Below are 23,770 nucleotides of genomic sequence, written 5' to 3'. Positions count from 1 at the left end.
CTAAAAGCCGACTTCACCAGAAGTCGGCTTTTTTATTGGCGATGAGTTCGATAAACTGCCAATAGTTGACTAAGGTACTGGGGTATAAAACGTATCGGTTATCAATAATCGCTGCTCACGGTAATTAATTATAGCCGTGATGGTTGAAAAAGGTGGGGTAAGACCACACCTAGTTGAGTGAACGTAACAAAAGCCACTTAAGGAGAAGTTAGCATGGCACATACACTTCCAGAATTACCGTACGCTTATGACGCACTTGAGCCGCATATCGATGCGATGACGATGGAGATTCACCACTCTCGTCACCACAACACTTACGTCACTAGTCTGAATGCTGCGCTTGAAGGCACGGGCCTTGAAGACGTGCCGGTAGAAGAGCTGGTTGCCAATCTTGATCGTGTACCTGAAGAGAAGCGTCAAGCCGTTATTAACCACGGCGGCGGCCATGCCAACCACTCTATGTTCTGGCAAATGATGTCACCTAATGGCGGTGGCCAGCCTCAGGGTGATGTAGCAAAAGCTATTGAAGCTGAACTAGGCGGTCTTGATGCGTTCAAGGAAGCGTTCAAGAAAGCAGCGTTGGGTCGCTTTGGTAGCGGCTGGGCATGGCTTTCCGTTACACCTGAGAAAAAGCTGGTCGTTGAAAATACCCTGAACCAAGACAGCCCGCTAATGCATGGCAACACGCCGGTATTGGGTCTGGATGTTTGGGAGCACGCATACTACCTGAAGTTCCAAAACAAGCGCCCTGATTACGTAGAAGCCTTTTTTAACGTAGTCAATTGGGAAGATGTTGAGCGTCGTTATCAGGCGGCTATCGCCTAAACTCACGCGCTGTGAGAAAGGCGCCAAGCTCGTTGGCGCCTTGGAAAAAAACCGCTTCCATTGAGAAGCGGTTTTTTTGTTTTTGGGAGAAGGTTTAGCTATTTCTGAAGCCGCTCTTGTGATGGCCCTAATGAGAGCTATTGAGAGCGTTCCTGGGGTGGTTAGGGGAGGGGTGTTTTAGACGGCTATTGAGAGGCTGCTGGGTATGATATTGGGTACGAGCTGTCAATAACCTGTGGATGAAAAAATACCATATATGCTTGAATTGATTTTCTCATGGTCTATATATAGTATGCGTTGTGTCTTCCAGAGAGGGCGAGCACAAGATATGCTCTACCCGAAAAACACCGCTATGAAAAGGAAAAAATAGCCATGGATATCCAAATTTATAGCAAGCCTGCTTGTGTTCAATGCACTGCTACCTACCGTGCGCTGGATAAGCAGGGCCTAGAATATACCGTTATCGATATTACTGCTGAAAGCGGTGCCCAGGAGGAAGTGGAAGCGCTGGGTTATCGTCAGTTACCCGTCGTGGTTGCGGGTGAGGATCATTGGTCTGGTTTTCGTCCTGACCGCATTCAAGCACTAGCGTAAAACGTCGCTATGCAAAACGCTGATGTGGAAGCTGGGCGTAATCGTTCTTTAGTTTATTTTTCCACTAAGTCAGGCAATACCCACCGTTTTATACAAAAGCTTGGCTTAAGCGCTCAGCGGCTGCCACTAAACCGTGAAGAACCGACACCACGCATAGAACAGCCCTACATATTAGTGACACCTACCTATGGTGGCGGCTATGCCGAAGGGGCAGTGCCGGGGCAGGTGATCCGATTTTTAAACGATGAGCACAATCGACATCTCTTACGGGGTGTTATTGCCGCTGGTAATACGAATTTTGGTGAAGCATATGGGTTGGCAGGGCGAATCATTGCCCAAAAGTGCCAAGTGCCGCTGCTTTATCGATTTGAACTGTTTGGCACTGACGACGATGTCGCCAAGGTCCGCAAAGGAGTAGAAGAGTTTTGGAAACGTCAAGCTCAGTCTCTAACAACGTAGCTTCTAACAACGTTGCTACAAAAAACTCGGCAGAAACAAAACGGCCTGCTGCGGGGGCATCCGAGGCGCGTACCCTGGATTACCATGCGCTGAACGCGATGTTGAATCTATACGGTGCCAACGGTGAATTGCAGCTCGATAAAGATCGCGAAGCCGCCCGCCAGTATTTCCTGCAGCACGTTAATCAAAACACCGTGTTCTTCCACTCGTTGGAAGAGAAGCTCGATTACCTAGTGGAAGAGCAGTATTACGAGGCAGAAATGCTGGCCCAGTACAGCTTTGCCTTTATTAAGGCGCTGTTTGAGCAGGCATACGCCTATAAATTCCGTTTCCCGAGCTTCTTGGGCGCTTTCAAGTATTACACCAGCTACACGCTGAAAACGTTCGACGGTAAGCGTTACCTTGAGCGCTATGAAGACCGTGTCTGCATGGTGGCGTTGACGCTGGCGCGTGGCGATGAGGCATTGGCCAAGTCACTGGTTGATGAAGTTATTAGCGGCCGTTTTCAGCCTGCTACGCCGACTTTCCTGAACTGCGGTAAACAGCAGCGCGGTGAGCTGGTTTCCTGCTTCCTGCTGCGTATTGAAGACAACATGGAGTCGATTGGTCGCTCGATTAACTCCGCGTTGCAGCTCTCTAAGCGCGGCGGCGGTGTTGCCTTCTTGTTGACTAATATCCGCGAGTCCGGCGCACCCATTAAGCGTATCGAGAACCAGTCCTCGGGTATTATCCCGATTATGAAACTGCTGGAAGATGCCTTCTCCTACGCTAATCAGTTAGGTGCGCGCCAGGGCGCAGGTGCGGTTTATTTAAATGCTCACCACCCGGATATTCTGAGTTTTCTCGACACTAAGCGTGAAAATGCCGATGAAAAAATCCGCATTAAAACGCTGTCGCTGGGCGTAACGATTCCGGACATTACCTTTGAGCTGGCCAAGCGCAACGACGATATGTACCTGTTCTCGCCCTACGATGTTGAGCGGGTTTATGGCGTGCCGTTTGGGGATATCAGCGTGACCGAGAAGTACCATGAAATGGTCGCGGATGCGCGCATTCGTAAGCACAAGATCAATGCACGTGCATTCTTCCAAACCCTGGCCGAGCTACAGTTCGAATCGGGCTATCCGTACATCATGTTTGAAGATACGGTTAACCGTGCGAATCCGATTGCCGGTCGTATCAATATGAGCAACCTTTGCTCTGAAATTCTCCAGGTGAATACGCCCACCGAATACGATGACGATCTTGGCTATCGTCAGGTCGGTCAGGACATCTCCTGTAATCTTGGTTCGATGAACATCGCTAAAGTGATGGACTCAGGCGATATTGGCACCAGCGTTGAGATTGCCATTCGTGGTTTGACCGCGGTTTCTGAGATGAGCAACCTGCGCAGTGTGCCTTCCATTGCTGAAGGTAACGCCAAGTCTCGCGCCATTGGCCTCGGGCAAATGAACCTGCACGGTTTCCTGGCGCGTGAACACATTTATTATGGTTCGGAAGAGGGCTTGGACTTTACCAATCTCTACTTCTACTGCGTGGCATTCCATGCGATTCGTGCGTCTAACCAGCTGGCGATCGAACACAGCGAAGCCTTTGCAGGGTTTGAAGACTCCACCTACGCATCGGGCGCTTTCTTTGATAAGTACACAGATCAAGCGTGGCTGCCGAAAACTGAGAAAGTGCGTCACTTGTTCGAGCGTAGCGGTATTGCATTACCTACCCAGGAAGATTGGCAGGCGCTAAAGGCATCGGTAATGGCGCACGGACTGTATAACCGTAACCTGCAGGCGGTGCCGCCAACGGGTTCTATCTCATATATCAACCACTCTACCTCTAGTATTCACCCGGTGGCAGCGAAAATTGAGATCCGTAAAGAAGGCAAGCTGGGGCGTGTTTACTATCCGGCGCCATTCTTGAACGAGGCGAACTTCGATTATTTCCAGGATGCCTATGAAATTGGCCCTGAGAAAATTATCGATACCTATGCTGAAGCGTCTAAACACGTTGATCAGGGTCTGTCGTTGACGCTGTTCTTCCCTGATACCGCCACCACGCGGGATATCAACAAAGCGCAAATTTACGCGTGGCGTAAGGGCATCAAGACGCTTTACTACATCCGTTTACGCCAGAGCGCGCTTGAAGGTACGGAAGTAGAAGGCTGCGTCTCCTGCTCGCTGTAATCGTATATCGCTTTTATTAGATCATGTTGGTGAGAGAATTCTGATGACCACTATGCAACGCTTATCGCGGGTCGATGCGATCAACTGGAACCGCCTTCAGGATGATAAAGACCTGGAAGTGTGGAACCGCCTGACCAGCAATTTCTGGCTGCCGGAAAAAGTGCCGCTCTCCAACGATATTCAGTCGTGGAACACCCTGACACAGCAGGAAAAACAGCTGACGATTCGTGTGTTCACTGGCCTGACGCTGCTCGACACAATCCAGAGCAGCGTGGGAGCGCCGGTATTAATGGAGGATGCACGCACACCCCATGAAGAGGCGGTTTATACCAATATCGCCTTTATGGAATCGGTGCATGCGCGCTCTTACAGCTCGATTTTCTCAACACTGTGCGCGACGCGGGATGTAGATGATGCGTTTCGCTGGAGTGAAGAAAACCCGACGCTGCAGGCGAAGTCTGAGTTGATTCTTGAGCGTTACCGCTCCGACGATCCGTTAATGCGTAAAGTGGCTAGCGTCTTCCTTGAGTCATTTCTGTTCTACTCGGGTTTCTACCTGCCGATGTACTGGTCGAGCCACGCCAAGCTGACCAACACGGCTGATCTGATTCGTTTGATCATTCGTGATGAAGCCGTGCACGGCTACTACATTGGCTACAAGTTCCAGCAAGCGCTGGCAGAAGCCACGCCCGAGCGCCAGCAAGAAGTGAAAGACTACGCTTATGAGCTGCTGCTAGAACTTTACGACAACGAAGTGCGCTACACCGAATCGCTCTATGATGAGGTGGGTTTAACGGAAGACGTGAAGAAATTCCTTCACTACAACGCCAATAAAGCGCTGATGAACCTCGGGTTTGAACCGTTGTTCCCCAGCAGCGTCACCGACGTCGATCCAACCATTATGGCCGCGCTTTCTCCGAGTGCGGATGAAAACCACGACTTCTTCTCCGGTTCTGGTTCTTCCTACGTGATTGGTAAGGCCGTTGCCACCGAAGACGACGACTGGGCGTTTTAAGCTTACCATCGGCGGCTTTTCAACGTCGTTGATAGCTTGATGAGGCAAGGAGGGAGCAGTGTCGGGCAATAGTGATAAGGCGCAGAATTTGCTGAAAATAGCAGCGGCAGTCGTGAGCGACTCTTCAGGGCGCTTGCTACTAGTACGCAAGCAGGGCACGCGATTTTTTATGCAACCAGGCGGTAAAATTGAGCAGGGAGAGGAAGCCATAGCGGCACTCTGCCGTGAGTTAGAGGAAGAAGTTGGCTTACGTATAGCAAGTGATCAGTTACTTCCTTTGGGCATGCAGCGTGCTTTAGCAGCCAATGAGCCAGACACCGTGATTGAAGCGCAGTTGTTCAGTCTGGTGATTGATCAGCCTGTCCATGCTGGGGCGGAGATTGCTGAAACGGTTTGGGTAACCCGCGAAGAGGCATTAAAGCTGCCGTTGGCACCGCTGACCAAGCAGCATGTTGTGGTTGCTGCTTAGAAGCGCTTTCCCTGTATTTTACTGCCCCTGTGTTTTTACTGAACCAGTATTTTTACAAACCCTATGTCTTTACTGAAGGGCGCCACTTGGCGCCCTTTTTTATGCTGGAGTGACGGTCTGCAGCGAAGCACTATTGAATGCTAATGATAAATATTGTCATTTATTCTATTAGTGTTAGGCTATGCACTGCTTAAACGAAACGCAAATCGTTCATTATACCTAATGAGTTTCTAGCGCGCCGTTAATGGCGACGTGCTAATCAGTAACGGAGACGTAACGTGCTGAAAAGGCCTTTCTTTGCCTTGCATGGAGGCTGGCTTGCCGGAGTGCTGGTCAGCGGTACGCTAATGGCAAGTGATGAGACAGTCGATCAAGCGGCCCAGAGTGTCGAGGCCCAGCAAGCGCAGTCCGCACTTCAGCAGCAAATTGATGAGGCTGATGACGCCACGCGTTCAGCGATTGAAGAGCTACGCCGCCTAGAGCGGGAAACCCGCCAGATGGAAGCATCCAATGCTGCTTTAAGTGGCCGCCTGGCCAGTGAAGCCGAGCGCCAGCAGCGCCTTGGTCAGGCGCTCGATACGTTAAGCGACACGCGCGCCGCGCTGCCTGCTGTTGAGCAGGATATGACAGAGCAGCTAATCAGTTGGATCGAGTCTGACCTGCCGTTTCTGAAAGCCGAGCGTTTGGCGCGTGTTCAACCCACTGAGCAGCAGCCTTCAGAAAGTGCGGCGCGCATTGCCAATTTGCTGGAAGCTTGGCGTGCTGAATTGTCGTATGGCCGTGAAGTGGATAGCTGGCGTGGTCGTTTGCAATTAGCAGAAGGTAATCCGCGTGAAGTGGAATATTTGCGCATTGGCCGAATCGGCTTTTATTACCTAACCCCTGATGGTCGAGAAGGGGGTATGTGGGATAAGGCGAGCGGTGAGTGGCAGCCACTTGATGAAAGCGTCCGCCGCGAGGTGCGTAACGGTCTACGTATTGCTGACGATCAGCGCACGCCAGAGCTGCTGCGCCTACCGCTTTCCATTATTGCTAACGACCACGCAGGGGGCCAGCAATGAGTCTGTTAACACGCCAGCGAGGCGCGCGCAGAAGCATAATCTGTTTTGCATTACTGGCAAGCCTTCTGGGCGGCAGTATGGCAATGGCGCAAACTGACAGAGTTGGTTCGTTACGTGAAGCTCGCGAAGCCGCTGAGGCGCGTGACCAAGCGCGCTTGCAGTCGTTCCTTGAAGATCAAGAGGCACTGGATGAAGCGTTAGCAGAGGCGCGGGCTGAGCATCAAGCTGCAGAAGAACAGCAAGCAGCATTAGCTGCGCAACAGCAGGAACAAGCGCAGCAGGCTCAAACGCTGGCCGCGCGCCAGGCAGAGCAGGGCGAAGCGCTCACCTCGCTACTGGCGGATCTGTCACGGCACAGCGAAGAGGTGCGTAACGAACTAGGCGGTGATAGCTGGCTGACGCTAGATGCTAATGCGTTACCACCGCGTCTCAATGAGATCGAGGTGCTGGAGCGTCAACAAATCGAAACTGTCGTGGACAGTTTAGCGACGCTAACGCTGAGCACTGGGCGTGCCGAGCGCCTTGAATTACCGGTGGCCGATGCCAGTGGCGAGATTGAATCGAGAAGCGTTGTGCGCTTGGGTGATTTTGCAGCGTTTACTGACACAGCGTTGCTCAGGAAAGGCCAGGATGATGGTGGCTTGGCTGAAGTGCCGCATACTCCTGCTGAAATCAGTGATGTGCTGGCGGCCTATCATCAAGGTGAAAGCCGCGTATTTGCCATTGATCCTACCCAAGGTAGCGTGTTGCAAGCTCTTGCTCAGCAGCCAAGTCTCTGGGAGCGATTCCAGCAGGGCGGTTATGTCGGTTACGTAGTGGTAGCGCTGGGTGGCTTTGGTCTATTAGTGGCATTGGCGCAGTACCTTTACCTGGTCGTCGTCAGTGCACGGCTGCACCGCCAGCGTAAAGCGCTGGATCAACCGAATGCTAATAACCCGCTGGGTCGCGTGCTCCAGCGTTTCCAGGAGATGGATAAGCACCAAGCACCGGAAGCACTGGAAGCGAGGTTGGATGAGGCGGTGTTGGCTGAACTACCGCGTATCGAGCGTGGCCAGCCGATTGTTAAGCTGTTGGCAGCCATTGCGCCGCTACTGGGTCTGCTGGGTACTGTGACCGGCATGATTGTCACCTTCCAGGCAATTACCGTGTTCGGTACCGGCGACCCGCAGCTAATGGCGGGTGGTATCAGTCAGGCGCTGGTGACAACGGTGCTGGGGCTTGTGACAGCAGTGCCGCTGCTATTTGCTCAGACGGCCTTGGCGAGTCGGAGTCGCTTGATTACCCAAGCCATTGAAGGTGAAGCAAGTGCCACCTTAGCTGATCATCTTGAAGCGCAGTCGACGGCTAATGCGCAAGCGGTGACCTAATATGCCCACGTTACCTCTTTGGCTTGAGCCCGTTGAGCGGCTGCTTGATGCCGGTGGTGCCGTTTTAGTGGTGCTGGCATTCGTTGCCGTGCTGGTGTTTGGGATGGCAATTGAGCGCTGGTGGTATTACCGCTTTAGTTGGCGGCGTGCCCGTCGCCAACTGATTCGTCGCTGGGCGGCACGCAGTGATCACCGTAGCTGGAGTGCACGCACGCTACGCAATGTCTGGACAGAGGCGCTGGTTGCTAAGCTACGCCGCCCGTTGCCCTGGATCAAACTGCTTGTAGCGTTATGCCCACTGCTAGGCTTGCTGGGTACTGTCACCGGTATGATTACCGTGTTCGATAGCCTTTCTCTTAGTGATACTCATCAGGCGCGGGCCATGGCCGACGGTGTTGCCCGTGCCACGCTGCCCACGCTAACCGGCATGGCAATTGCTGTGGTGGGGTTGCTGTTTATTAGTCGTTTAGAGCACGTGATTCGTCGCGAAGACCAGCGGTTACACGACCGCTTAGCCCGTGCCTTGGAGGAGAATGATGCGTAGACGCCGTTCCATAGACACCACGGCTGATAGTAATGAAGTTAACCTAACGCCGATGCTGGACGTTGTCTTTATCATGCTGATCTTCTTTATTGTGACGACCAGTTTCATTAAAGAGAGCGGTGTTGAGATTGAACGCCCCGAAGCGGCAGCGGCAAGCCCGCGCCCCGACGCACAGGTACTGATTGCTGTGACGCCGGAGGGGGCTGTTTGGGTCGATGGAAAGCCAGTTGATGTGCATCGTATTGGCCAGCAGGTCGCCGGCATGTTGAGTGATGATGGCTCCGTTGTTATCCAGGCCGATCGGGAATCCACGACTGGCTTGTTGATTGAAGTGATGGATCGCCTCAAGCAGGCGGGGGTTGACCAGATCGCCGTGGCAGCGAGCCGGAGTGCACCATGATTCGTCATGTCCTCTCGATACTGGGTGGCATTGCCTTAGCCGTTGGCTTGTTTTGGATGTTGGCGCTACTGGTGGCGCCCCCGGAGCGCTCGCCAGAAGAACCTATAATGTCAATGTCGATGACTATGATAGAAGCGCCAGAGATGGCGCCAGAGCAGGAAGCGCCGCCGCCTGCGCCTTCAGAGGCAGCGCCAGTAACACCGCCGCCGATGCCTATGCCAGCGCCGGCACCTATCGCTGAGAGTACGATTGCGCTACCTGAGGTAGAGCTTCCTGACGAGCCAGTGGAACCGGTTGAGCTGGAGAGTGAGTTACCAGAGCTGACTGAAATTACCCCCGAACCCACCCCGCAACCCACGCCGAAGCCGTCTCCACGACCAGCGCCGCAACCTGACCCTGCGCCACCACAGCCAGCAGAAGCGGCAGCGCCTTCGACAGCGCAGCGTGAGGCCGCGCCAGTGGCAGAGCCCGCGCCATCGAATGAGCCTGTCAGTGTCGGGCAAGTTGCCCCGACCAGTCGCGTGAACCCTTCTTATCCGCCGCGTGCTCAGCGGCGGGGCATGGAGGGCTTTGTTGAGGTGGAGTTTGTTATTCGCCGAGATGGTAGTGTCGATAACGGCACGATTCGCGTGACGCGGGCACAGCCGAGGCGAGTGTTTGAAGACGCAGCCCGCGAAGCGATCGCGCGCTGGCAGTTCGAACCCGGTCAGCAGCTTCGTCGCGCCACGCAGCGTATTGAATTCCAGTTGAGATAGCCCGTTGAGTTAGTCCGTTGGAACAGCTCGTTGGAATAGCTCGTTGGAATAGTTCGTTGAAATGGTTTGTTGGAATGGTTTGTTGGAATGGTTCGTTGAGTCAGTCCATTGAAAATGCCAGTCGAGGAAAGAGTATGCAGCGTTGGGTGGGAATCGCCGTATTAAGCGCGCTAAGCGTCATGGCGCACGCGAACGAACCGCTGCCGGGTGATATTGTTCGCGATCTTAATGGGTTGCAAAGCCAATTAGCTGAGCAGCCCAGCGGCGAGGCTGATAGCGATGTGCTCAACCGTATTACGCGACATGCGCGATCCCAGGCAGAGCGCCTCGCTGGCGGCAATCGTGCGGACCAGTGGGCGAGTGCGCTCTATCATCAACTCGCCGCGAGTGCGTTGGTGCGTCAAGGTGATCACGTTGCGGCAGCTGATGAGTTAGCCAGCGCACGACAGCGCCCTAGCGTGCCTAGCAGCCAAATTCTGCGCTGGCTGCGTGATGAGGCGTCGCTACGTCGTGCAGGTAACCAGAGCACTGAAGCTATCACGCTATATGAGCAGTGGCTAACCCAGTCCAAGGGCAATCCGCACTACGATGAATCTGCGTGGCGACTCGTTCGCTTATTAGCGGAAGAGGAGCGCTGGGAAGACGCCGCTGAATGGTTGTCCCCGCTACTGCAAAAAGGCGGATTGACTGATGCGCAGCAGGCACTAACCACGGTGGTGTTACGCAATGCGGGACAAAACGAGCAAGCTCTAGGTTGGCTAGTGGGTGATTTGAATGCGCAGAGCGAGCCTGATGCTTGGCGTCAGGCGGCAGGGCTTGCCCAGCAAGCAGGGCAGGCCGGTGTGGCGGCTGGCGTGTGGGAGATGGCGTGGCAGCTGGGGAAGTTCACCACGGTCGAAGATCGCTTAACGTTAATTCGTCTGCATTTAGCGGGGGGTACGCCAGCTAGGGCAGGTGAACACTTGGAAGTGGCTATTCAAGAAGGTGTGTTGGCGCGTGATGAAGAAACGTTGCGGCTGCTGGCGGGGGCGTGGCAGCAGGCGAGGCATGTTGATAAGGCGTTAAGCGCTTGGAGAGCACTTGCTGAGAATACTCAGCAAGCGGAAGACTGGCGGCAGTATGGACAGCTGGCTTATCGCTGGGGGCAAGATGATCAGGCGGAGGGAGCGCTTATCAAGGCGGCGAATCTGGGTGATGATCAGGCAGAGCAGTGGTTGGCGAATTTTGAAGAGTGAAGTGACAAGCCCTCGGTAGACGCCCCTCGAATAACGTAAGGGGCGTATGTGTGTTTGGCTTGTTTGTGCTTAGTCTGTCTGTGAAAGCGTCAGCGCAAAATCACTCCAGGTAGGAGCGTGATCGGAAGGCCGCTCCATGCTGCGCAGTTCATAATCAATGCCTGCACCGGTGACGCATTCGGCAAGCGGTTTAGACACCAGAATGTAGTCAATGCGCAGGCCGCGTTTTGGCTCGCGGTCAAAACCTTTTGAGCGATAGTCAAACCAGCTGAACCACTCACTGTTATCTGGGTGGCACAGCCGATAGCTGTCGCTAAGGCCCCACGCTTTTATACCTTCAAGCCATTCTCGTTCGATAGGCTGAAAGCTGGCTTTGCCCTCGCGCAACCAGCGTTTGCGGCTTGGTTCGCCAATACCAATATCCTGATCTTCCGGCGATATGTTGAAATCTCCCATAATCGCCAGCTGTTCTTCAGGATGGTGCTGGTTTTGTAGCAGGCTTGCCAACTGCTGATAGAAGCGCGCTTTATGAGGGAATTTAGTTGGGTGTTCAACGTTTTCACCCTGGGGGAAGTAGCCATTCCAAACAGTGACCGGTTCACCATTATCGGCTAGTAACCGTACGCCAATCATCCGGCGTTGGGCGTCTTCCTCATCATCAGGGAAGCCATAAAATACCGCTTGGGGTTTTTGCCGACACATTAAGGCAACCCCGTAATGGCCTTTTTGACCGTAATAAAAAACGTGATAGCCCATGGCTTCAACGTCAGCCAGAGGAAACTCGCTGTCGTGTACTTTGGTTTCCTGTAGGCCAATGACGTCTGGCTGCTGCGTATCAATCAGCGCTTGAAGCTGATGAAGCCGTGCCCGAATGCCATTGATATTAAACGAGACCAAACGCATTACGAACGATCTCCTGAAGGGTTGTCTCCTTCTTTATCAGGATGGATGGCAATATTCTGTCCGTCTTGCTGGCGTGCCAGTTTACGCACCGCTTGAAGCTTGCGTTGTTGCTGCTTCTTAGCCACAAAGCGGCGTGAAGGAGCCACTTGGTCAGGGTTGTCATGGCGCCATTTTTTGTAATCTTTGCGGCGACCAGTGCGGATAGTTACCTTATCCGCTAGCGAACGAGTTTTTTTCTTACGCGTCATGTCGCGCTCCTTGGGTTAATTTATGCCTCATTCTAACAGGCAAGCGCACTCCTTCGACAGCAGGACGCGCTCTTATCGCCAACCCCTGGTACAATGCGCACTTCGTGATGCCTAACATCCACAGCAATGGACAGATACACAGCCTATGAGCGAGTCGGAACAGACCACAGCATCGGCCCAGAACCGCAAGCCTAAACGCCGCCGTCGGAAGCCGCGTCGTCGTCAATCGAACTGGGATCTTCGTCAGTTTCAGGTGCCCGCCGTTGCCGGCAAGTGGCGCTTCCATGACTTTGATTTACCGCTGCCTTTAATGCGTGCCATTCATGCCCAAGGGTTTGAGTACTGCACGCCTATTCAGTCAGAGGCACTGCGTCACACGTTGCTGGGTGGCGATATTGTCGGCAAGGCGCAAACAGGCACCGGAAAAACCGCCGCCTTTTTGATCTCGGTAATGGCTTATTTTCTGGAAGAGCCGACCCCTGATGGCCAAAAACAAGGCGCACCCCGTGCGTTGATTATTGCGCCTACCCGGGAGCTGGCACTGCAAATTGAAAAAGATGCTAAAGCGCTTGCTCGCTTCACGCAGCTCAATGTGGCCAGTGTTGTCGGCGGTATGGACTATCAAAAGCAGCGCGACAGCTTGGGTAAGAAGATCGATATCCTGGTGGCAACACCCGGTCGCTTGCTGGATTTCCACCAGAAGCGCGATATTGACCTCTCCGAAGTTGAGGTGTTGGTATTGGATGAAGCGGATCGCATGCTTTCCATGGGCTTTATTCCCGATGTGAAACGTATTATTCGCTATACGCCTAAGAAAGAGGAGCGCCAGACGTTTCTGTTCTCGGCAACCTTCACCGACGATATCTTAAGCCTAGCGAGTCAATGGACGCTCGATCCTGCTCATGTAGAGATTGAAGTCACCGTTGAGAACCAGGCAGATATCGATCAGCGTGTTTATCTAGTCTCTGATGACGACAAGCAGCGACTGTTGGTTAACCTGCTGACGCAGGAGAGCTTCGAGCGCGTGATGGTGTTTGGTAACCGTCGTGATCTCGTGCGCAAGCTAGATGATTTGCTGAAAAAAGCAGGCGTCAGTGTTGCTATGCTGTCTGGTGACGTGCCACAAAATCAGCGCATCAAAACCTTGGAGAGCTTCCGTGAGGGAGAAATCCAAGTGCTGGTGGCAACGGATGTCGCAGGGCGTGGTATTCATATTGAAGATGTCAGCCACGTGATCAACTACACGCTGCCGGAAGACCCAGAAGATTACGTTCATCGCATTGGACGTACCGGTCGTGCGGGTGCCAAAGGCGTCTCGATTAGTTTTGTTGGCGAAGAAGATGCGTTCTCGCTACCAGAAATTGAGCGCTACATTAACGGTAAGCTGCCCTGCGAACATCCGCCGGAAGGCATGCTGTAACGCGCATGCTCGATAATGCGCTGAAAAGTGATATTCAAGACGCCTATCGTCGCGTGGTGGAAAAGCTTGAGCTGACACCACGCTACGGCCAGCGTCTGATGATCGCAGAAATCGCTCGTACGCTAGGTGGCATTGAGCAGGATAGTGAAGGCAAGCGCACAAACGATAATCATGTGTGCGTGCTGGAAGCGGGTACTGGAACCGGTAAAACGCTTGCCTATCTGATTGCCGCATTGCCGATTGCTAAGGCGCAGGGAAAGCGATTGATTGTTTCCACCGCGACGGTGGCACTGCAGGAGCAGGTGCTTAATCAGGACTTGCCTTCGCTTGCCAGTCATAGCGGTATTGCCTTTCGTTACGCCTTGGCAAAAGGGCGTGGCAGATACGTATGTGTTGCGCGCCTTGATCAGGCGTTAGAAGGCTCTGAGCCGAACCCGACACTGTCGCTGTTTGAGCAGTCACTTCAATCCCACAGCAGTGACTTTTCCCTATTAGCCACGGATCTGGCCGAAGCCTACGGAAAAGGTGAGTGGGCAGGTGATCGCGATACATGGTCGGCGTCGATCGACGACGGTCATTGGCGACAGCTTACGGTGGATCATCGTCAGTGCACCGGGCGTCGTTGTGGTCATTTCGGTGCCTGCGCCTTTTTCCGTTCCCGGCGTGATCTGGAAGATGCCGATATAATCGTGGCCAACCATGACTTGGTTCTTGCTGACCTAGCACTGGGGGGGGGGGCGATTCTACCTGATCCCGCTGACTGCATTTTTGTCTTTGATGAAGGCCACCACCTGCCGGATAAGGCACTTTCCCACTTTGCCCATCGCTTTGCGGTGCATGGTTGCCTGCGTTGGTTAAAAACACTGAAAAGCAGTCTAACCGATCTGCATCAAGGGTTAGCAGTTCAGCCGACGATTGCGCGTTTGCTCGCTGGGCTACCTGAGCTGCTGCATAGCTTAGAGCCCGCTTTGGGCGATGTGTTTAGCATGGGGCACCAGCTGGCTGGGCGGGAAAACGGCTTGTCGGATGAAGAAGCTAATCATCAACTTCGTTTTGAAAAGGGTCAGGTACCAGAAGCGCTTCGCGAACAAGCTCAGCAACTACTGGTTATGTTCGCCACGCTGTCACGCAGTCTGGAGAGCATTAGCGATATCCTGCGCGAAAGCCTCGACCCTGATAAGCAAACAGGGTTGGATAGGGATCAAGCCGACACGTGGTTGCCGCTGATTGCACTGCTGCATGGGCGTTCGCTTGATGCCCATTCACTATGGCAAGCGTTCAGTGAGCAGGATGCTGCCAATGCGCCGCCCAGTGCTCGTTGGATTACGCTTAGTCGTGTGGCAGGAGAGCCGGAAATTGAGTTTTCGGCAAGCCCCGTATCCGCGGCGCATACCCTTGCGAAACATTTGTGGGGTCGCTGCCATGGCGCGGTAGTAACGTCAGCAACACTTACCGCGCTGGGGCGTTTTGAGCGAATCCAAGAGCGCGCTGGGCTAGCAAACCGCTATCGCTATCAGGCGTTGCCGAGCCCCTTTGATTACGCCAATGCCATTCTGCGCGTACCTAAGGAGGCGACCGATCCCAGTGATCGTGATGCCCATGAAAGCGCCATTGTGAATTTCGTGACCCAACTGGGAGACGACGAAGCTGCACTGGTGCTGTTTTCTTCCCGGGCGCAATTGCGAGCAGTGGAAAAAGCCTTGCCTGCGGCGGCTAAGGGGCGGGTGTTAGCGCAGGATGCGTTACCCAAGCACGAATTGCTTGAGCGTCATCGCGCGGCTGTCGATGATGGCAATGGGAGCATCATTTTTGGCTTGGCTAGTTTTGCTGAAGGTATCGACTTGCCTGGCGACTATCTCACCCATGTGGTGATTACCCGGCTGCCATTCGCAGTGCCAGATGATCCTGTGGGGGCTACGCTTGCCGAATGGATTGAAAGCCAGGGCGGTAACCCATTTATGCGGATTAGCGTTCCAGATGCGTCAATCAAGCTAGTGCAGGCCTGTGGGCGATTGATCCGTAAGGAGAGCGACCGCGGTGTCATTACGCTGTTGGACCGCCGGGTGATTACGCGTCGATATGGCCAGGCGTTGCTAGATGCACTGCCGCCGTTCAAGCGAGAAATCATGCCGTAATAAAAGGTAGCAATAAAAACGCCCCGCTAAGGCGAATTACCTTGCGGGGCGCTTATGGCTAGCGTTGCTAGCCGTTTTTTACTGTGCGATACGCTGGGCGAGCACTGGTGCAAGCTTGTCGTTCATGCGGGTAAAGGTTTCTACCGTTGTGTCCCAATCAATGCAGGCGTCGGTGATGGAAACACCATACGTTAGCTGGCTAAGATCGGCAGGAACTTTCTGGTTGCCCCAGCCAATGTTTGATTCAACCATCAGGCCAATGATGGACTTGTTGCCTTCTAGGATTTGGTTGGTGACGTTTTCGAGCACCAGCGGCTGTAGGCCAGCATCTTTGTTAGAATTGGCGTGAGAGCAGTCGATCATAATGTTGGCTGAAAGATCAGCTTTTTTAAGCTCTTTTTCAGCCAGAGCAACGCTGACGCTATCGTAATTTGGCTTGCCATTACCACCGCGCAACACGACGTGGCCGTAAGCGTTACCCCGTGTACGGATAATCGCAACTTGGCCTGCGTTGTTGATACCCAGGAAGTTATGCGGGCTGGCAACAGACTGCAGGGCATTGATAGCGACGTCGAGGCTGCCGTCGGTGCCGTTTTTGAAGCCGACTGGGCAGGAGAGCCCTGATGCCATTTCACGATGGGTTTGCGATTCTGTAGTGCGTGCGCCGATCGCAGACCAGCTAATGCAGTCTTGCATATACTGGGGGGAGATCGGGTCTAACGCTTCCGTTGCGAGCGGCAGGCCAAGCTCAGCCAAATCGACAAGTAGCTTGCGCGCGATATGGAGGCCTTCATCAATTTCGAAAGAGTCGTTAAGATGAGGGTCGTTTATCAGCCCCTTCCAACCTACTGTGGTACGGGGTTTTTCGAAATAGACGCGCATGACAATGAACAGGCTGTCGCTCACTTGATCTGCCAATTTACGCAGGCGGCGGGCATAGTCCAGTGCGGCATCGACATCATGGATGGAGCATGGACCTACAACGACGAGAAGCCGGTGATCTTTACCATCGAGGATGTTTTGGATGGTATGGCGGCCCTCAATAACAGAGCGTTCCGCAGCTTCTGTCAGCGGAATAGTCTCTTTAAGGGCTTCGGGGGTGGTGAGAACATCCTGTGCAAGGACGTTAAGATTACTAACCTGCTGATCTGACATCTTGCTACCTGTGCGTGCGCTATGGACTAAAAGTGGCTCTACTATGGCGTGTCAGGCAGGTAAAAATCAATTGTTACGGAACTTGATCTAGACGAAAAGTGTCATGGTCAAGATTTGCGGGGGCTGTGGGTCAAGTTGAGCGGAATGAGGGGGGGAGTGTGTGTAAGCGCTTGATGCCCCGCTAAGAACGCGCAACACTAAGTACCATTGAATACTTTTTTACACTGAATGTGGTTAGCGAATCATTCATTATTATCTGTCATCATTAAGATTAACTAATGCCCAAGGGACACTATGCTGCTTGCTGTGAAGGCCCACATGAAAGGGCGAAGAGAGATAACGCTCGGCGTAAGTCGTACGAGCGGGAGGGGGGGGTGAATGGGCACTCGTGAAACAGACCAGCAGTTGGTTGAACGTGCCCAAAAAGGTGATACACGCGCTTTCGATCTACTGGTCAAAAAATACCAGCACAAAATTATTGGATTGATCGGACGTTATGTTCACGATCACTCCGAAGTACAAGACGTGGCGCAAGAAGCCTTTATCAAAGCGTATCGAGCACTGGGGAAATTTCGGTCGGAAAGTGCGTTTTACACATGGATGTACCGTATCGCGATTAACACTGCCAAAAATCATTTAGTGTCTCGGGGGCGTAGACCGCCCGGCAGTGATCTGGATATTGTCGATGCTGAAATGGTTGACCAAAGTGGACGGTTGGCTGACGCAGAGTCGCCAGAGGCATCGATTGCTCGGGATCAGTTGGAAGCAGCCGTTTACGAAGCCATCGAAAATCTGCCAGATGATTTACGCACAGCGATCACGCTGCGTGAACTGGATGGTCTTGCGTATGAGGATATTGCCCAAGTGATGCAATGCCCCGTAGGAACCGTGCGTTCGCGTATTTTTCGCGCCCGCGAGGCGGTTGATGAGCATATACGCCCATTAGTGACAACGGCCCGGAATAGTCGTGATGAGTAAGGGGCAGAGAGCTGTAGGAGCAGAGCTTTAAATTCACATTTGATTACGTTTTTACATTTTTTGTGAACTGTCTGGAAAGTGAAGCGTCATAAAACCTGACGATCTTAGTTGGGTCGAGTAAGCGCCAAGTGAACGTTCAATGTTCAGTAGTCAAACAGTTTAATCTGCTGATAATTAAGCGTTTAGGAATTGGCGATTTGAAACGAGGTCTTGGCCTGTGGAGTGGCTGTGGTGGTAAACACTGGGTAGCAGTGCCACCGCAGCGCTTCTAATAACACAGTGTGAGGGTGTGAAGTATGAGTCATAACACACGGGAGTCGCTTTCAGCATTGATGGATAGCGAAAGTGACGAGCTTGAATTGCGCCGAGTGTTGAAGTCATTGCCTGACGATTCTGATGCGGCAGAGACATGGCGGCGCTACCATTTGGCGCGCAGCATGATGCAGCGTGAAAGAAATGTTGATGTGAGCATCGATCTTTCCGCTGGCATTATGGATCGATTGCGCGATGAACCTGCTCCAGCCCTTGAAGACGACACCGTGGTTATTCCCACTCGTTCTGGTGGACTTTCCTTTGCCCGTGGTGCCGGGGTGGCGGCTGCCGTTTCACTGATGGTGATTACCGGGGTGCAGTTCTTTAACAACGGCAACACAACGTCAGGTAGCGCGCAGAGTGCAGGCGATAGCATTGCTGCCCAGTCCGGCAGTGGTGTGCAGGTTCAGCCTGTTAATCTCGCGGCTTCTCAACCCGCTTCCATGACGCCATCAGAAATGCCGATGTTTGAACGAACGCCGTTTCGTGTGAATGGTCAGTCTGGACAAGGCGGCTTTATGAATGTCAGCGACGCTGGGTTCTCAACACCCCATGCGCCCCAGGGGGATATGGCCCAGCAGACACTGGCTATTGATGCTGACCAGATTCGCCTGCTTAAGACGTACCTTGAACAGCACGCGCAGGGTGCTGCCGGTGGAAGTGGTGATAGCTGGATGCCATTAATGCGCTCTTCTTCAGTAACGGAGCCTTTAGGACAACGTTAATATTAGGTGCGTTGGCCAACTTTTTTAACCAAGTGAGGGCCCGCGTGGCTGGAAACGTGATAGGTAAATATCTTTACGGGAGAGGTAGAGGTAGGCTTGCAGTTGGCCTGTGCGTATTGAGCACCTGTTTACTGCCTCTCCATTTGAAAGCTGATAGCTACCCATCGCTTTCCTGCGCAGATGCTCCCAGCCAAGCCCCTTTCACTACTGCTCATGAGTGGCTAGTGGCTAGTGTCTATGCTGGGCACTGCTTTGAGTTTCAAGCGCGTGCGGTTTCTATTGATGCTATCGGGGTTAGAACGCTGGCGCTCTCCCACCGTGTGCGAGATGGCGTTCGCCAACAAGTTGTGCAGCATTTGGATGGTCCGTCCGTTAGCGTTGAGCGCCGTTCCATCGCTGGGCATTTAGCTTGGTTTCCATCTGGCGAGTCTGACTCAGTATCTGCACCAGAAGCATGGGCAGAGCATGTTGCCGAGTACTATGACATAACGCTTCAGGATGAAACACGAGTCGCCGAGCGTGATGCTGTAGAGCTTCGCTTTTCGCCTATCGATAGCCAGCGATATCAACATACTTGGTGGATCGATCAAGCGACAGGACTATTGCTTAAGCATGTGCTTAGCGATGCTCAAGACCGTGTCCTTGAAACCTTCCAAGTTACCCAGCTTCGCTCTCCTACCGCCTATAGTGGTGAAGTGCCCAGACCCACCGATGAGCAGATGCTTGACCAGCCTTGGCAAGCAACTTGGCTGCCTGAAGGATTTGTCGAGCAGCCATTGGAGCCAGGGCAGCAAAGCGGCCAGCGTGTGTATAGCGACGGATTAGCGGCGGTGAGCGTGTTTGTGTCGCCCGCCAGTCAGCCAGCGTTGGAGGAAGGTCTTCATCGAGTCGGTGTATCTAATGCTGCTGTGTCGTTGATTGATGTCGGAGATCAGAGCTGGCAATTAGTGGGCATCGGCGAGCTGCCCGTTGAATTGTTGCAGCGCATTGTTCAGTCAGTGCAATTTGAATAACCAGGTACATCGTTGTGAACACTATAGATTGCAATGCTATCGTACGCTCAGGCACCGTCATTGCTCACTCTGGAGCAGGATTAGTGGTAGATGTGTCGAGCAATGTCGCTTGCCAACAGTGTGCTGAAGGGCGTGGATGTGGCGCAGGGTTGTTAGCTCGCCGTCAACCACGCACCGTCATTGATCCGGGCGGTTTGCCCTCGCAATATTCAAGCCTTTATCCAATAGGTAGCTCAGTTTCGTTCACCGTTACTAAAAGTGATGTAAGTATTCTGGCGCTGCTCGTTTATGCATTGCCTCTCCTATTTACCATCATCATTACGGGTACGGCGTCAGGAATGGGGGCGAGTGATGGGGTTTGTGCGATGCTATTTTTTAGTACGTTAATTGGCTCTGTCGTCATCCTGAAATATCTACTACGCGGACGAGTGGAACGCTTCCGCCCGCGTCTGGTCAGTTAATACTCCTGTAACTCGCTGAGAGTTGCACTCCCTTGTGTTTAGTACGTGGTTAGTACTTTTGCTTGATTAGGAGCTGTTGCATGAAGCGCTTGGTTTTTCCTTCCGCACTTTGGTTGTGCTTTATTATATTTTTGTTCGTTGGGCAAAATGCCCACGCGCAGAACTTGCCAGACTTTACCAAATTGGTAGAAGACGCTGCCCCTGGTGTGGTCAATATTTCTACTAGCAGGACGATTCAGCGTAGCTCTGGGCCTTCTATTCAAGGGTTCGGTGGCCAGGATATCCCCGAAATATTCCGCCACTTTTTTGGCGATAGTTTTCCTACGCCTCCCCCTAGTCGAGGGCCAAACCGCAGTGAAGAGCGTCAGTCACTTGGTTCTGGTTTCGTCATTAGTGCGGATGGTTACGTGCTGACGAACGCTCACGTGGTTCAAGATGCTGATGAAATTCTTGTGCGATTAAACGATCGTCGAGAACTAACCGCAGAGCTAGTGGGTAGCGATACGCAAACAGATGTTGCGCTACTGAAGGTGGATGCCAACAATTTACCAGTGCTTGATCTGGGCGACTCCGATGAGTTAAAAGTCGGTGAGTGGGTGGCTGCCATAGGCTCACCCTTTGGTTTTGACCACTCTGTATCTGCTGGCATTGTGAGTGCTATTAACCGCACGCTGCCTCGTGATGTTTATGTACCCTTTATCCAAACCGACGTTGCCATTAATCCAGGTAATTCCGGTGGCCCCTTATTTAACCTTGAAGGGGAAGTCGTCGGTATTAACTCACAAATACTTACGCGTAGCGGTGGCTTCATGGGGCTCTCTTTTGCTATTCCCATTAATGTCGCCATGGACGTGGCTGACCAGCTACGTGAAGACGGACACGTGAACCGTGGATGGTTAGGCGTAATGATTCAGCCTGTGTCTCGTGATCTTGCTGAGTCGTTTGGCATGGAGGAAGCCATTGGCGCGCTGATTGCTGACCTAGATCCGGATGGGCCCGCGGCGCAAGGTGGTCTTCAAGCAGGGGATGTCATTATTGCAGTGAACGGTGAAGAGGTTGATCGTTCCAGCACGTTACCGCGTCTGATTGGTCGCGTTGCTCCTGGCAGTGATGTGGATTTAACACTGATGCGCGATGGTGAAGAGGTGACCGAAACGCTTGAACTGGGTAGCTGGCCTGATTCAGAAGCTGGTCATAGCGATAGTTCGAGCAGCAATAATCAGGTTCGTCTGGGTGTGGCTGTGGTAGAAGTTGATGAGGCAACCCGTGAGCGCCTAAATATTGGTGGTGGCGTGGAAGTGCGTCAGGTTGACCCCGACAGTGTTGCCTCGCAAGCGGGGCTGCGTGTGGGCGATATATTAGTCAGCATTGACCATCGCAGCGTTGCTTCGGCAGATGAGCTGTTGAGAATTGTTGAAGAACTGCCAGATGATCGTGCAATTCCACTGCGCTTGTATCGAGATGGACGCTCGCTATTTGTGGCATTACGTCTAGAGTAATCCACTGATTGTCTCTCCAGTCCGGCGGTTCTCGCCGGACTGCTGTTCCTATCCCGCGCATATCGCTACAATAGCGCTTATCTTTTTGACGAACATTGGCAAAGTAGTCGTGCGGCAATCTTTATTGCCTGCGCATATTGGCTCTATAAAGCCAGCTACACCTTGCACACCCATAAGGCAGAACACACTCGATGTCTCAAGACGTTTCCAGCGGAAAGCTCAAGCACATACGCAACTTCTCCATCATCGCGCATATCGATCATGGTAAATCGACGCTATCAGATCGTTTGATTCAGACCTGCGGCGGTTTGACCGAGCGAGAGCTTAAGGAGCAAGTGCTCGACTCCATGGATATTGAGCGCGAGCGTGGTATTACCATCAAGGCGCAGTCCGTCACGCTTGACTACACGGCTGCAGACGGTGAAGTCTATCAACTCAACTTCATTGACACGCCTGGGCACGTGGACTTCTCTTACGAGGTGTCGCGTTCTCTTTACGCCTGTGAAGGGGCGCTGTTGGTGGTAGACGCCGCACAAGGCGTGGAGGCTCAATCGGTTGCTAACTGTTACACTGCAATTGAACAAGGCTTGGAAGTACTCCCCGTACTTAACAAGATTGATTTGCCCCAGGCTGACCCTGATCGTGTCGCACAGGAAGTCGAAGAAATTATCGGTTTGGATGCCACCGATGCCTGCCAAGTGTCGGCTAAAAGCGGTATCGGCATCGACGCCTTGTTAGAGCGGTTAGTGCTGGATATTCCGCCTCCTAAGGGTGACCCAGAAGCACCTTTGCAAGCGCTTATTATCGACTCTTGGTTCGATAACTATCTTGGGGTTGTCTCTCTAGTGCGCTTATTCGACGGAACATTGCGCAAAGGCGACAAAATCCGCATCAAGTCCACAGGGCGTGATTGGGGGGCCACCGAGGTAGGGATCTTTACACCGCTTCGCAAAGAGACCAATATTCTGCGCGCTGGTGAAGTAGGCTTCATTGTCGCTGGCATTAAGGAGATCCACGGAGCACCGGTGGGCGATACAATCACCCACACCAAAACCCCTGATGTTCCCCGCTTGCCTGGTTTCCAAAAAGTGAAACCGCAGGTATATGCAGGTATGTTCCCGGTTAGTGCCGATGACTACGAAGACTTTCGTGACGCGCTTGAGAAGCTTGCGCTCAATGATGCTTCTCTTGAGTATGAGCCGGAAAACTCGGATGCATTGGGCTTTGGTTTCCGCGTCGGCTTCCTGGGTACGCTGCATATGGAGATCATTCAAGAGCGCTTAGAGCGTGAATATGATCTTGATCTGCTGACTACAGCGCCGACAGTGGTGTATGAGCTCGCCATGAAAAACGGCGAGATTCAATACGTATCGAACCCCTCGAAATTGCCTGATATGGCAGACGTTGATGAGATGCGTGAACCCATCGTGCGCGCCAGTATTCTGGTTCCTCAGGAGTATGTTGGTAACGTGATTGCTGAGTGTGAGCAGCGCCGCGGTACGCAATTAGATATGCAGTTCCTGGGTAATCAGATCCAGTTAACCTATGAGCTGCCCATGTCAGAAGTGGTCATGGATTTCTTTGATCGTTTGAAGTCTATTTCTCGTGGTTATGCATCACTTGAGTACAACTTCGAACGTTTTGAAGCGGCTAAGTTGGTTCGCCTGGACGTGCTGATCAACGGCGATAAAGTTGACGCACTGGCCGTCATTATCCACCGTGACCATGCGCATAACCGTGGTCGCTTGCTAGTGGAAAAAATGAAAGAGCTGATTCCGCGGCAAATGTTTGATGTGGCTATTCAAGCCGCTATTGGTGGCCAGGTTGTTGCGCGTTCAACAGTCAAAGCGCTGCGTAAAAACGTGACGGCCAAATGTTACGGCGGTGATGTAAGCCGTAAGAAGAAACTATTGGAAAAACAGAAGGCCGGTAAGAAACGGATGAAACAGGTGGGGCGTGTTGAAATTCCCCAGGATGCCTTCCTTGCTGTGCTCAAGGTAAACGACTAGGGATACTT

General features: G+C 52.9%; 23 protein-coding genes. 20 read left to right on the top strand and 3 right to left on the bottom strand.

The annotated features are described in order from the left end of the window. Positions 1-213 precede the first annotated feature (213 nt). From ACN06F_RS10660 to ACN06F_RS10605, 12 genes are all read left to right on the top strand, one after another. Entirely contained in the window at positions 214-825 is a 612-nt protein-coding gene (locus ACN06F_RS10660; protein WP_198349106.1) for a superoxide dismutase, read from the top strand. A 372-nt stretch (positions 826-1,197) separates the two neighbouring features. Continuing rightward, positions 1,198-1,419 (top strand): glutaredoxin-like protein NrdH, encoded by a 222-nt coding sequence (nrdH, locus tag ACN06F_RS10655; RefSeq protein WP_009722061.1) that lies wholly within the window; start codon positions 1,198-1,200, stop codon positions 1,417-1,419. Positions 1,420-1,428: 9 nt separating this feature from the next. After that, entirely contained in the window at positions 1,429-1,878 is a 450-nt protein-coding gene (gene nrdI / locus ACN06F_RS10650) for a class Ib ribonucleoside-diphosphate reductase assembly flavoprotein NrdI (RefSeq protein ID WP_051626497.1), read from the top strand. Next, the gene (nrdE, locus tag ACN06F_RS10645; protein ID WP_433923887.1) at positions 1,845-4,058 is read left to right on the top strand and encodes a class 1b ribonucleoside-diphosphate reductase subunit alpha; all 2,214 of its coding nucleotides are present in this window, start codon (positions 1,845-1,847) and stop codon (positions 4,056-4,058) included. Before nrdI ends, nrdE begins: the two co-directional genes overlap by 34 nt. 43 nt (positions 4,059-4,101) lie before the next feature. Beyond that, complete coding sequence (nrdF, locus tag ACN06F_RS10640; protein ID WP_038485235.1) at positions 4,102-5,073, top strand: class 1b ribonucleoside-diphosphate reductase subunit beta; 972 nt, start codon at positions 4,102-4,104, stop codon at positions 5,071-5,073. Between the two features lie 58 nt (positions 5,074-5,131). Beyond that, positions 5,132-5,542, top strand: a complete 411-nt coding sequence (locus tag ACN06F_RS10635) for an NUDIX hydrolase (protein ID WP_433923886.1) — start codon at positions 5,132-5,134, stop codon at positions 5,540-5,542. 278 nt (positions 5,543-5,820) lie between these two features. Further along, a complete protein-coding gene (locus ACN06F_RS10630) occupies positions 5,821-6,603 on the top strand; it encodes a DUF3450 domain-containing protein (RefSeq protein WP_433923885.1) in 783 nt (260 codons plus the stop codon). Further along, the gene (locus ACN06F_RS10625; RefSeq protein WP_433923884.1) at positions 6,600-7,970 is read left to right on the top strand and encodes a MotA/TolQ/ExbB proton channel family protein; all 1,371 of its coding nucleotides are present in this window, start codon (positions 6,600-6,602) and stop codon (positions 7,968-7,970) included. The genes ACN06F_RS10630 and ACN06F_RS10625 overlap by 4 nt, the downstream gene beginning before the upstream one ends. A 1-nt stretch (position 7,971) precedes the next feature. Then, the gene (locus ACN06F_RS10620) at positions 7,972-8,514 is read left to right on the top strand and encodes a MotA/TolQ/ExbB proton channel family protein (protein ID WP_089037770.1); all 543 of its coding nucleotides are present in this window, start codon (positions 7,972-7,974) and stop codon (positions 8,512-8,514) included. Next, the gene (locus tag ACN06F_RS10615; protein ID WP_038485222.1) at positions 8,507-8,914 is read left to right on the top strand and encodes an ExbD/TolR family protein; all 408 of its coding nucleotides are present in this window, start codon (positions 8,507-8,509) and stop codon (positions 8,912-8,914) included. The genes ACN06F_RS10620 and ACN06F_RS10615 overlap by 8 nt, the downstream gene beginning before the upstream one ends. Beyond that, positions 8,911-9,669 (top strand): energy transducer TonB, encoded by a 759-nt coding sequence (locus tag ACN06F_RS10610; RefSeq protein WP_433923883.1) that lies wholly within the window; start codon positions 8,911-8,913, stop codon positions 9,667-9,669. Before ACN06F_RS10615 ends, ACN06F_RS10610 begins: the two co-directional genes overlap by 4 nt. A 95-nt stretch (positions 9,670-9,764) precedes the next feature. Beyond that, a complete protein-coding gene (locus tag ACN06F_RS10605) occupies positions 9,765-10,904 on the top strand; it encodes a hypothetical protein (protein ID WP_370687183.1) in 1,140 nt (379 codons plus the stop codon). Positions 10,905-10,973: 69 nt separating this feature from the next. On the opposite strand, the gene xthA is transcribed toward ACN06F_RS10605, so the two are convergent. Together xthA and ACN06F_RS10595 are read right to left on the bottom strand one after the other, a co-directional pair. Further along, positions 10,974-11,807 (bottom strand): exodeoxyribonuclease III, encoded by an 834-nt coding sequence (gene xthA / locus ACN06F_RS10600; protein ID WP_095603123.1) that lies wholly within the window; start codon positions 11,805-11,807, stop codon positions 10,974-10,976. Further along, entirely contained in the window at positions 11,807-12,055 is a 249-nt protein-coding gene (locus ACN06F_RS10595) for a hypothetical protein (RefSeq protein WP_038485210.1), read from the bottom strand. The genes xthA and ACN06F_RS10595 overlap by 1 nt, the downstream gene beginning before the upstream one ends. 145 nt (positions 12,056-12,200) lie before the next feature. On the opposite strand from ACN06F_RS10595, the gene rhlB reads away from it, so the two are divergent. Together rhlB and dinG are read left to right on the top strand one after the other, a co-directional pair. Beyond that, a complete protein-coding gene (gene rhlB, locus ACN06F_RS10590; RefSeq protein WP_038485207.1) occupies positions 12,201-13,475 on the top strand; it encodes an ATP-dependent RNA helicase RhlB in 1,275 nt (424 codons plus the stop codon). A 5-nt stretch (positions 13,476-13,480) separates the two neighbouring features. Continuing rightward, the gene (dinG, locus tag ACN06F_RS10585; protein ID WP_038485204.1) at positions 13,481-15,610 is read left to right on the top strand and encodes an ATP-dependent DNA helicase DinG; all 2,130 of its coding nucleotides are present in this window, start codon (positions 13,481-13,483) and stop codon (positions 15,608-15,610) included. 78 nt (positions 15,611-15,688) lie between these two features. On the opposite strand, the gene ACN06F_RS10580 is transcribed toward dinG, so the two are convergent. Next, entirely contained in the window at positions 15,689-16,765 is a 1,077-nt protein-coding gene (locus ACN06F_RS10580) for a 3-deoxy-7-phosphoheptulonate synthase (RefSeq protein WP_038485201.1), read from the bottom strand. 378 nt (positions 16,766-17,143) lie between these two features. Between ACN06F_RS10580 and rpoE the strand changes: the two genes are divergently transcribed. The 6 genes from rpoE to lepA all read left to right on the top strand — a co-directional run bounded on the left by rpoE (position 17,144) and on the right by lepA (position 23,762). Next, positions 17,144-17,743: an RNA polymerase sigma factor RpoE gene (gene rpoE, locus ACN06F_RS10575; RefSeq protein WP_038485199.1), complete on the top strand. Its 600-nt coding sequence runs from the start codon at positions 17,144-17,146 to the stop codon at positions 17,741-17,743. A 296-nt stretch (positions 17,744-18,039) separates the two neighbouring features. Further along, on the top strand, positions 18,040-18,780 hold the full coding sequence (locus ACN06F_RS10570) for a sigma-E factor negative regulatory protein (RefSeq protein WP_120386795.1): 741 nt from the start codon (positions 18,040-18,042) through the stop codon (positions 18,778-18,780). Between the two features lie 116 nt (positions 18,781-18,896). Continuing rightward, on the top strand, positions 18,897-19,793 hold the full coding sequence (locus ACN06F_RS10565; protein WP_231657091.1) for a MucB/RseB C-terminal domain-containing protein: 897 nt from the start codon (positions 18,897-18,899) through the stop codon (positions 19,791-19,793). Between the two features lie 14 nt (positions 19,794-19,807). Beyond that, positions 19,808-20,254, top strand: a complete 447-nt coding sequence (locus ACN06F_RS10560; protein WP_245846638.1) for a SoxR reducing system RseC family protein — start codon at positions 19,808-19,810, stop codon at positions 20,252-20,254. A gap of 80 nt (positions 20,255-20,334) precedes the next feature. Continuing rightward, a complete protein-coding gene (locus ACN06F_RS10555) occupies positions 20,335-21,753 on the top strand; it encodes a DegQ family serine endoprotease (RefSeq protein ID WP_433923882.1) in 1,419 nt (472 codons plus the stop codon). A 191-nt stretch (positions 21,754-21,944) separates the two neighbouring features. Further along, positions 21,945-23,762, top strand: coding sequence for a translation elongation factor 4 (lepA, locus tag ACN06F_RS10550; protein WP_433923881.1), 1,818 nt, complete (start codon positions 21,945-21,947; stop codon positions 23,760-23,762). The last annotated feature ends 8 nt before the right edge of the window (positions 23,763-23,770 follow it).

This window comes from Vreelandella sp. 21 (assembly GCF_050995515.1).
In the GTDB taxonomy this organism is placed as follows: Bacteria; Pseudomonadota; Gammaproteobacteria; order Pseudomonadales; family Halomonadaceae; genus Vreelandella; species Vreelandella alkaliphila.
The sequence above is the reverse complement of the archived record's forward strand: the minus strand, read 5'-3'. Positions and strand labels throughout refer to the sequence as shown.

What these genes read in the sequence shown, in the direction of transcription:
- nrdF (WP_038485235.1), top strand. Translation starts at nt 4,102, where the DNA reads ATGACCACTATGCAACGCTTATCGCGGGTCGATGCGATCAACTGGAAC.
- dinG (WP_038485204.1), top strand. Translation starts at nt 13,481, where the DNA reads ATGCTCGATAATGCGCTGAAAAGTGATATTCAAGACGCCTATCGTCGC.
- ACN06F_RS10610 (WP_433923883.1), top strand. Translation starts at nt 8,911, where the DNA reads ATGATTCGTCATGTCCTCTCGATACTGGGTGGCATTGCCTTAGCCGTT.
- xthA (WP_095603123.1), bottom strand. Translation starts at nt 11,807, where the DNA reads ATGCGTTTGGTCTCGTTTAATATCAATGGCATTCGGGCACGGCTTCAT.
- rpoE (WP_038485199.1), top strand. Translation starts at nt 17,144, where the DNA reads ATGGGCACTCGTGAAACAGACCAGCAGTTGGTTGAACGTGCCCAAAAA.
- ACN06F_RS10570 (WP_120386795.1), top strand. Translation starts at nt 18,040, where the DNA reads ATGAGTCATAACACACGGGAGTCGCTTTCAGCATTGATGGATAGCGAA.
- ACN06F_RS10625 (WP_433923884.1), top strand. Translation starts at nt 6,600, where the DNA reads ATGAGTCTGTTAACACGCCAGCGAGGCGCGCGCAGAAGCATAATCTGT.
- ACN06F_RS10555 (WP_433923882.1), top strand. Translation starts at nt 20,335, where the DNA reads ATGAAGCGCTTGGTTTTTCCTTCCGCACTTTGGTTGTGCTTTATTATA.
- nrdI (WP_051626497.1), top strand. Translation starts at nt 1,429, where the DNA reads ATGCAAAACGCTGATGTGGAAGCTGGGCGTAATCGTTCTTTAGTTTAT.
- rhlB (WP_038485207.1), top strand. Translation starts at nt 12,201, where the DNA reads ATGAGCGAGTCGGAACAGACCACAGCATCGGCCCAGAACCGCAAGCCT.
- ACN06F_RS10660 (WP_198349106.1), top strand. Translation starts at nt 214, where the DNA reads ATGGCACATACACTTCCAGAATTACCGTACGCTTATGACGCACTTGAG.
- lepA (WP_433923881.1), top strand. Translation starts at nt 21,945, where the DNA reads ATGTCTCAAGACGTTTCCAGCGGAAAGCTCAAGCACATACGCAACTTC.
- ACN06F_RS10620 (WP_089037770.1), top strand. Translation starts at nt 7,972, where the DNA reads ATGCCCACGTTACCTCTTTGGCTTGAGCCCGTTGAGCGGCTGCTTGAT.
- ACN06F_RS10580 (WP_038485201.1), bottom strand. Translation starts at nt 16,765, where the DNA reads ATGTCAGATCAGCAGGTTAGTAATCTTAACGTCCTTGCACAGGATGTT.
- ACN06F_RS10595 (WP_038485210.1), bottom strand. Translation starts at nt 12,055, where the DNA reads ATGACGCGTAAGAAAAAAACTCGTTCGCTAGCGGATAAGGTAACTATC.
- ACN06F_RS10615 (WP_038485222.1), top strand. Translation starts at nt 8,507, where the DNA reads ATGCGTAGACGCCGTTCCATAGACACCACGGCTGATAGTAATGAAGTT.
- nrdH (WP_009722061.1), top strand. Translation starts at nt 1,198, where the DNA reads ATGGATATCCAAATTTATAGCAAGCCTGCTTGTGTTCAATGCACTGCT.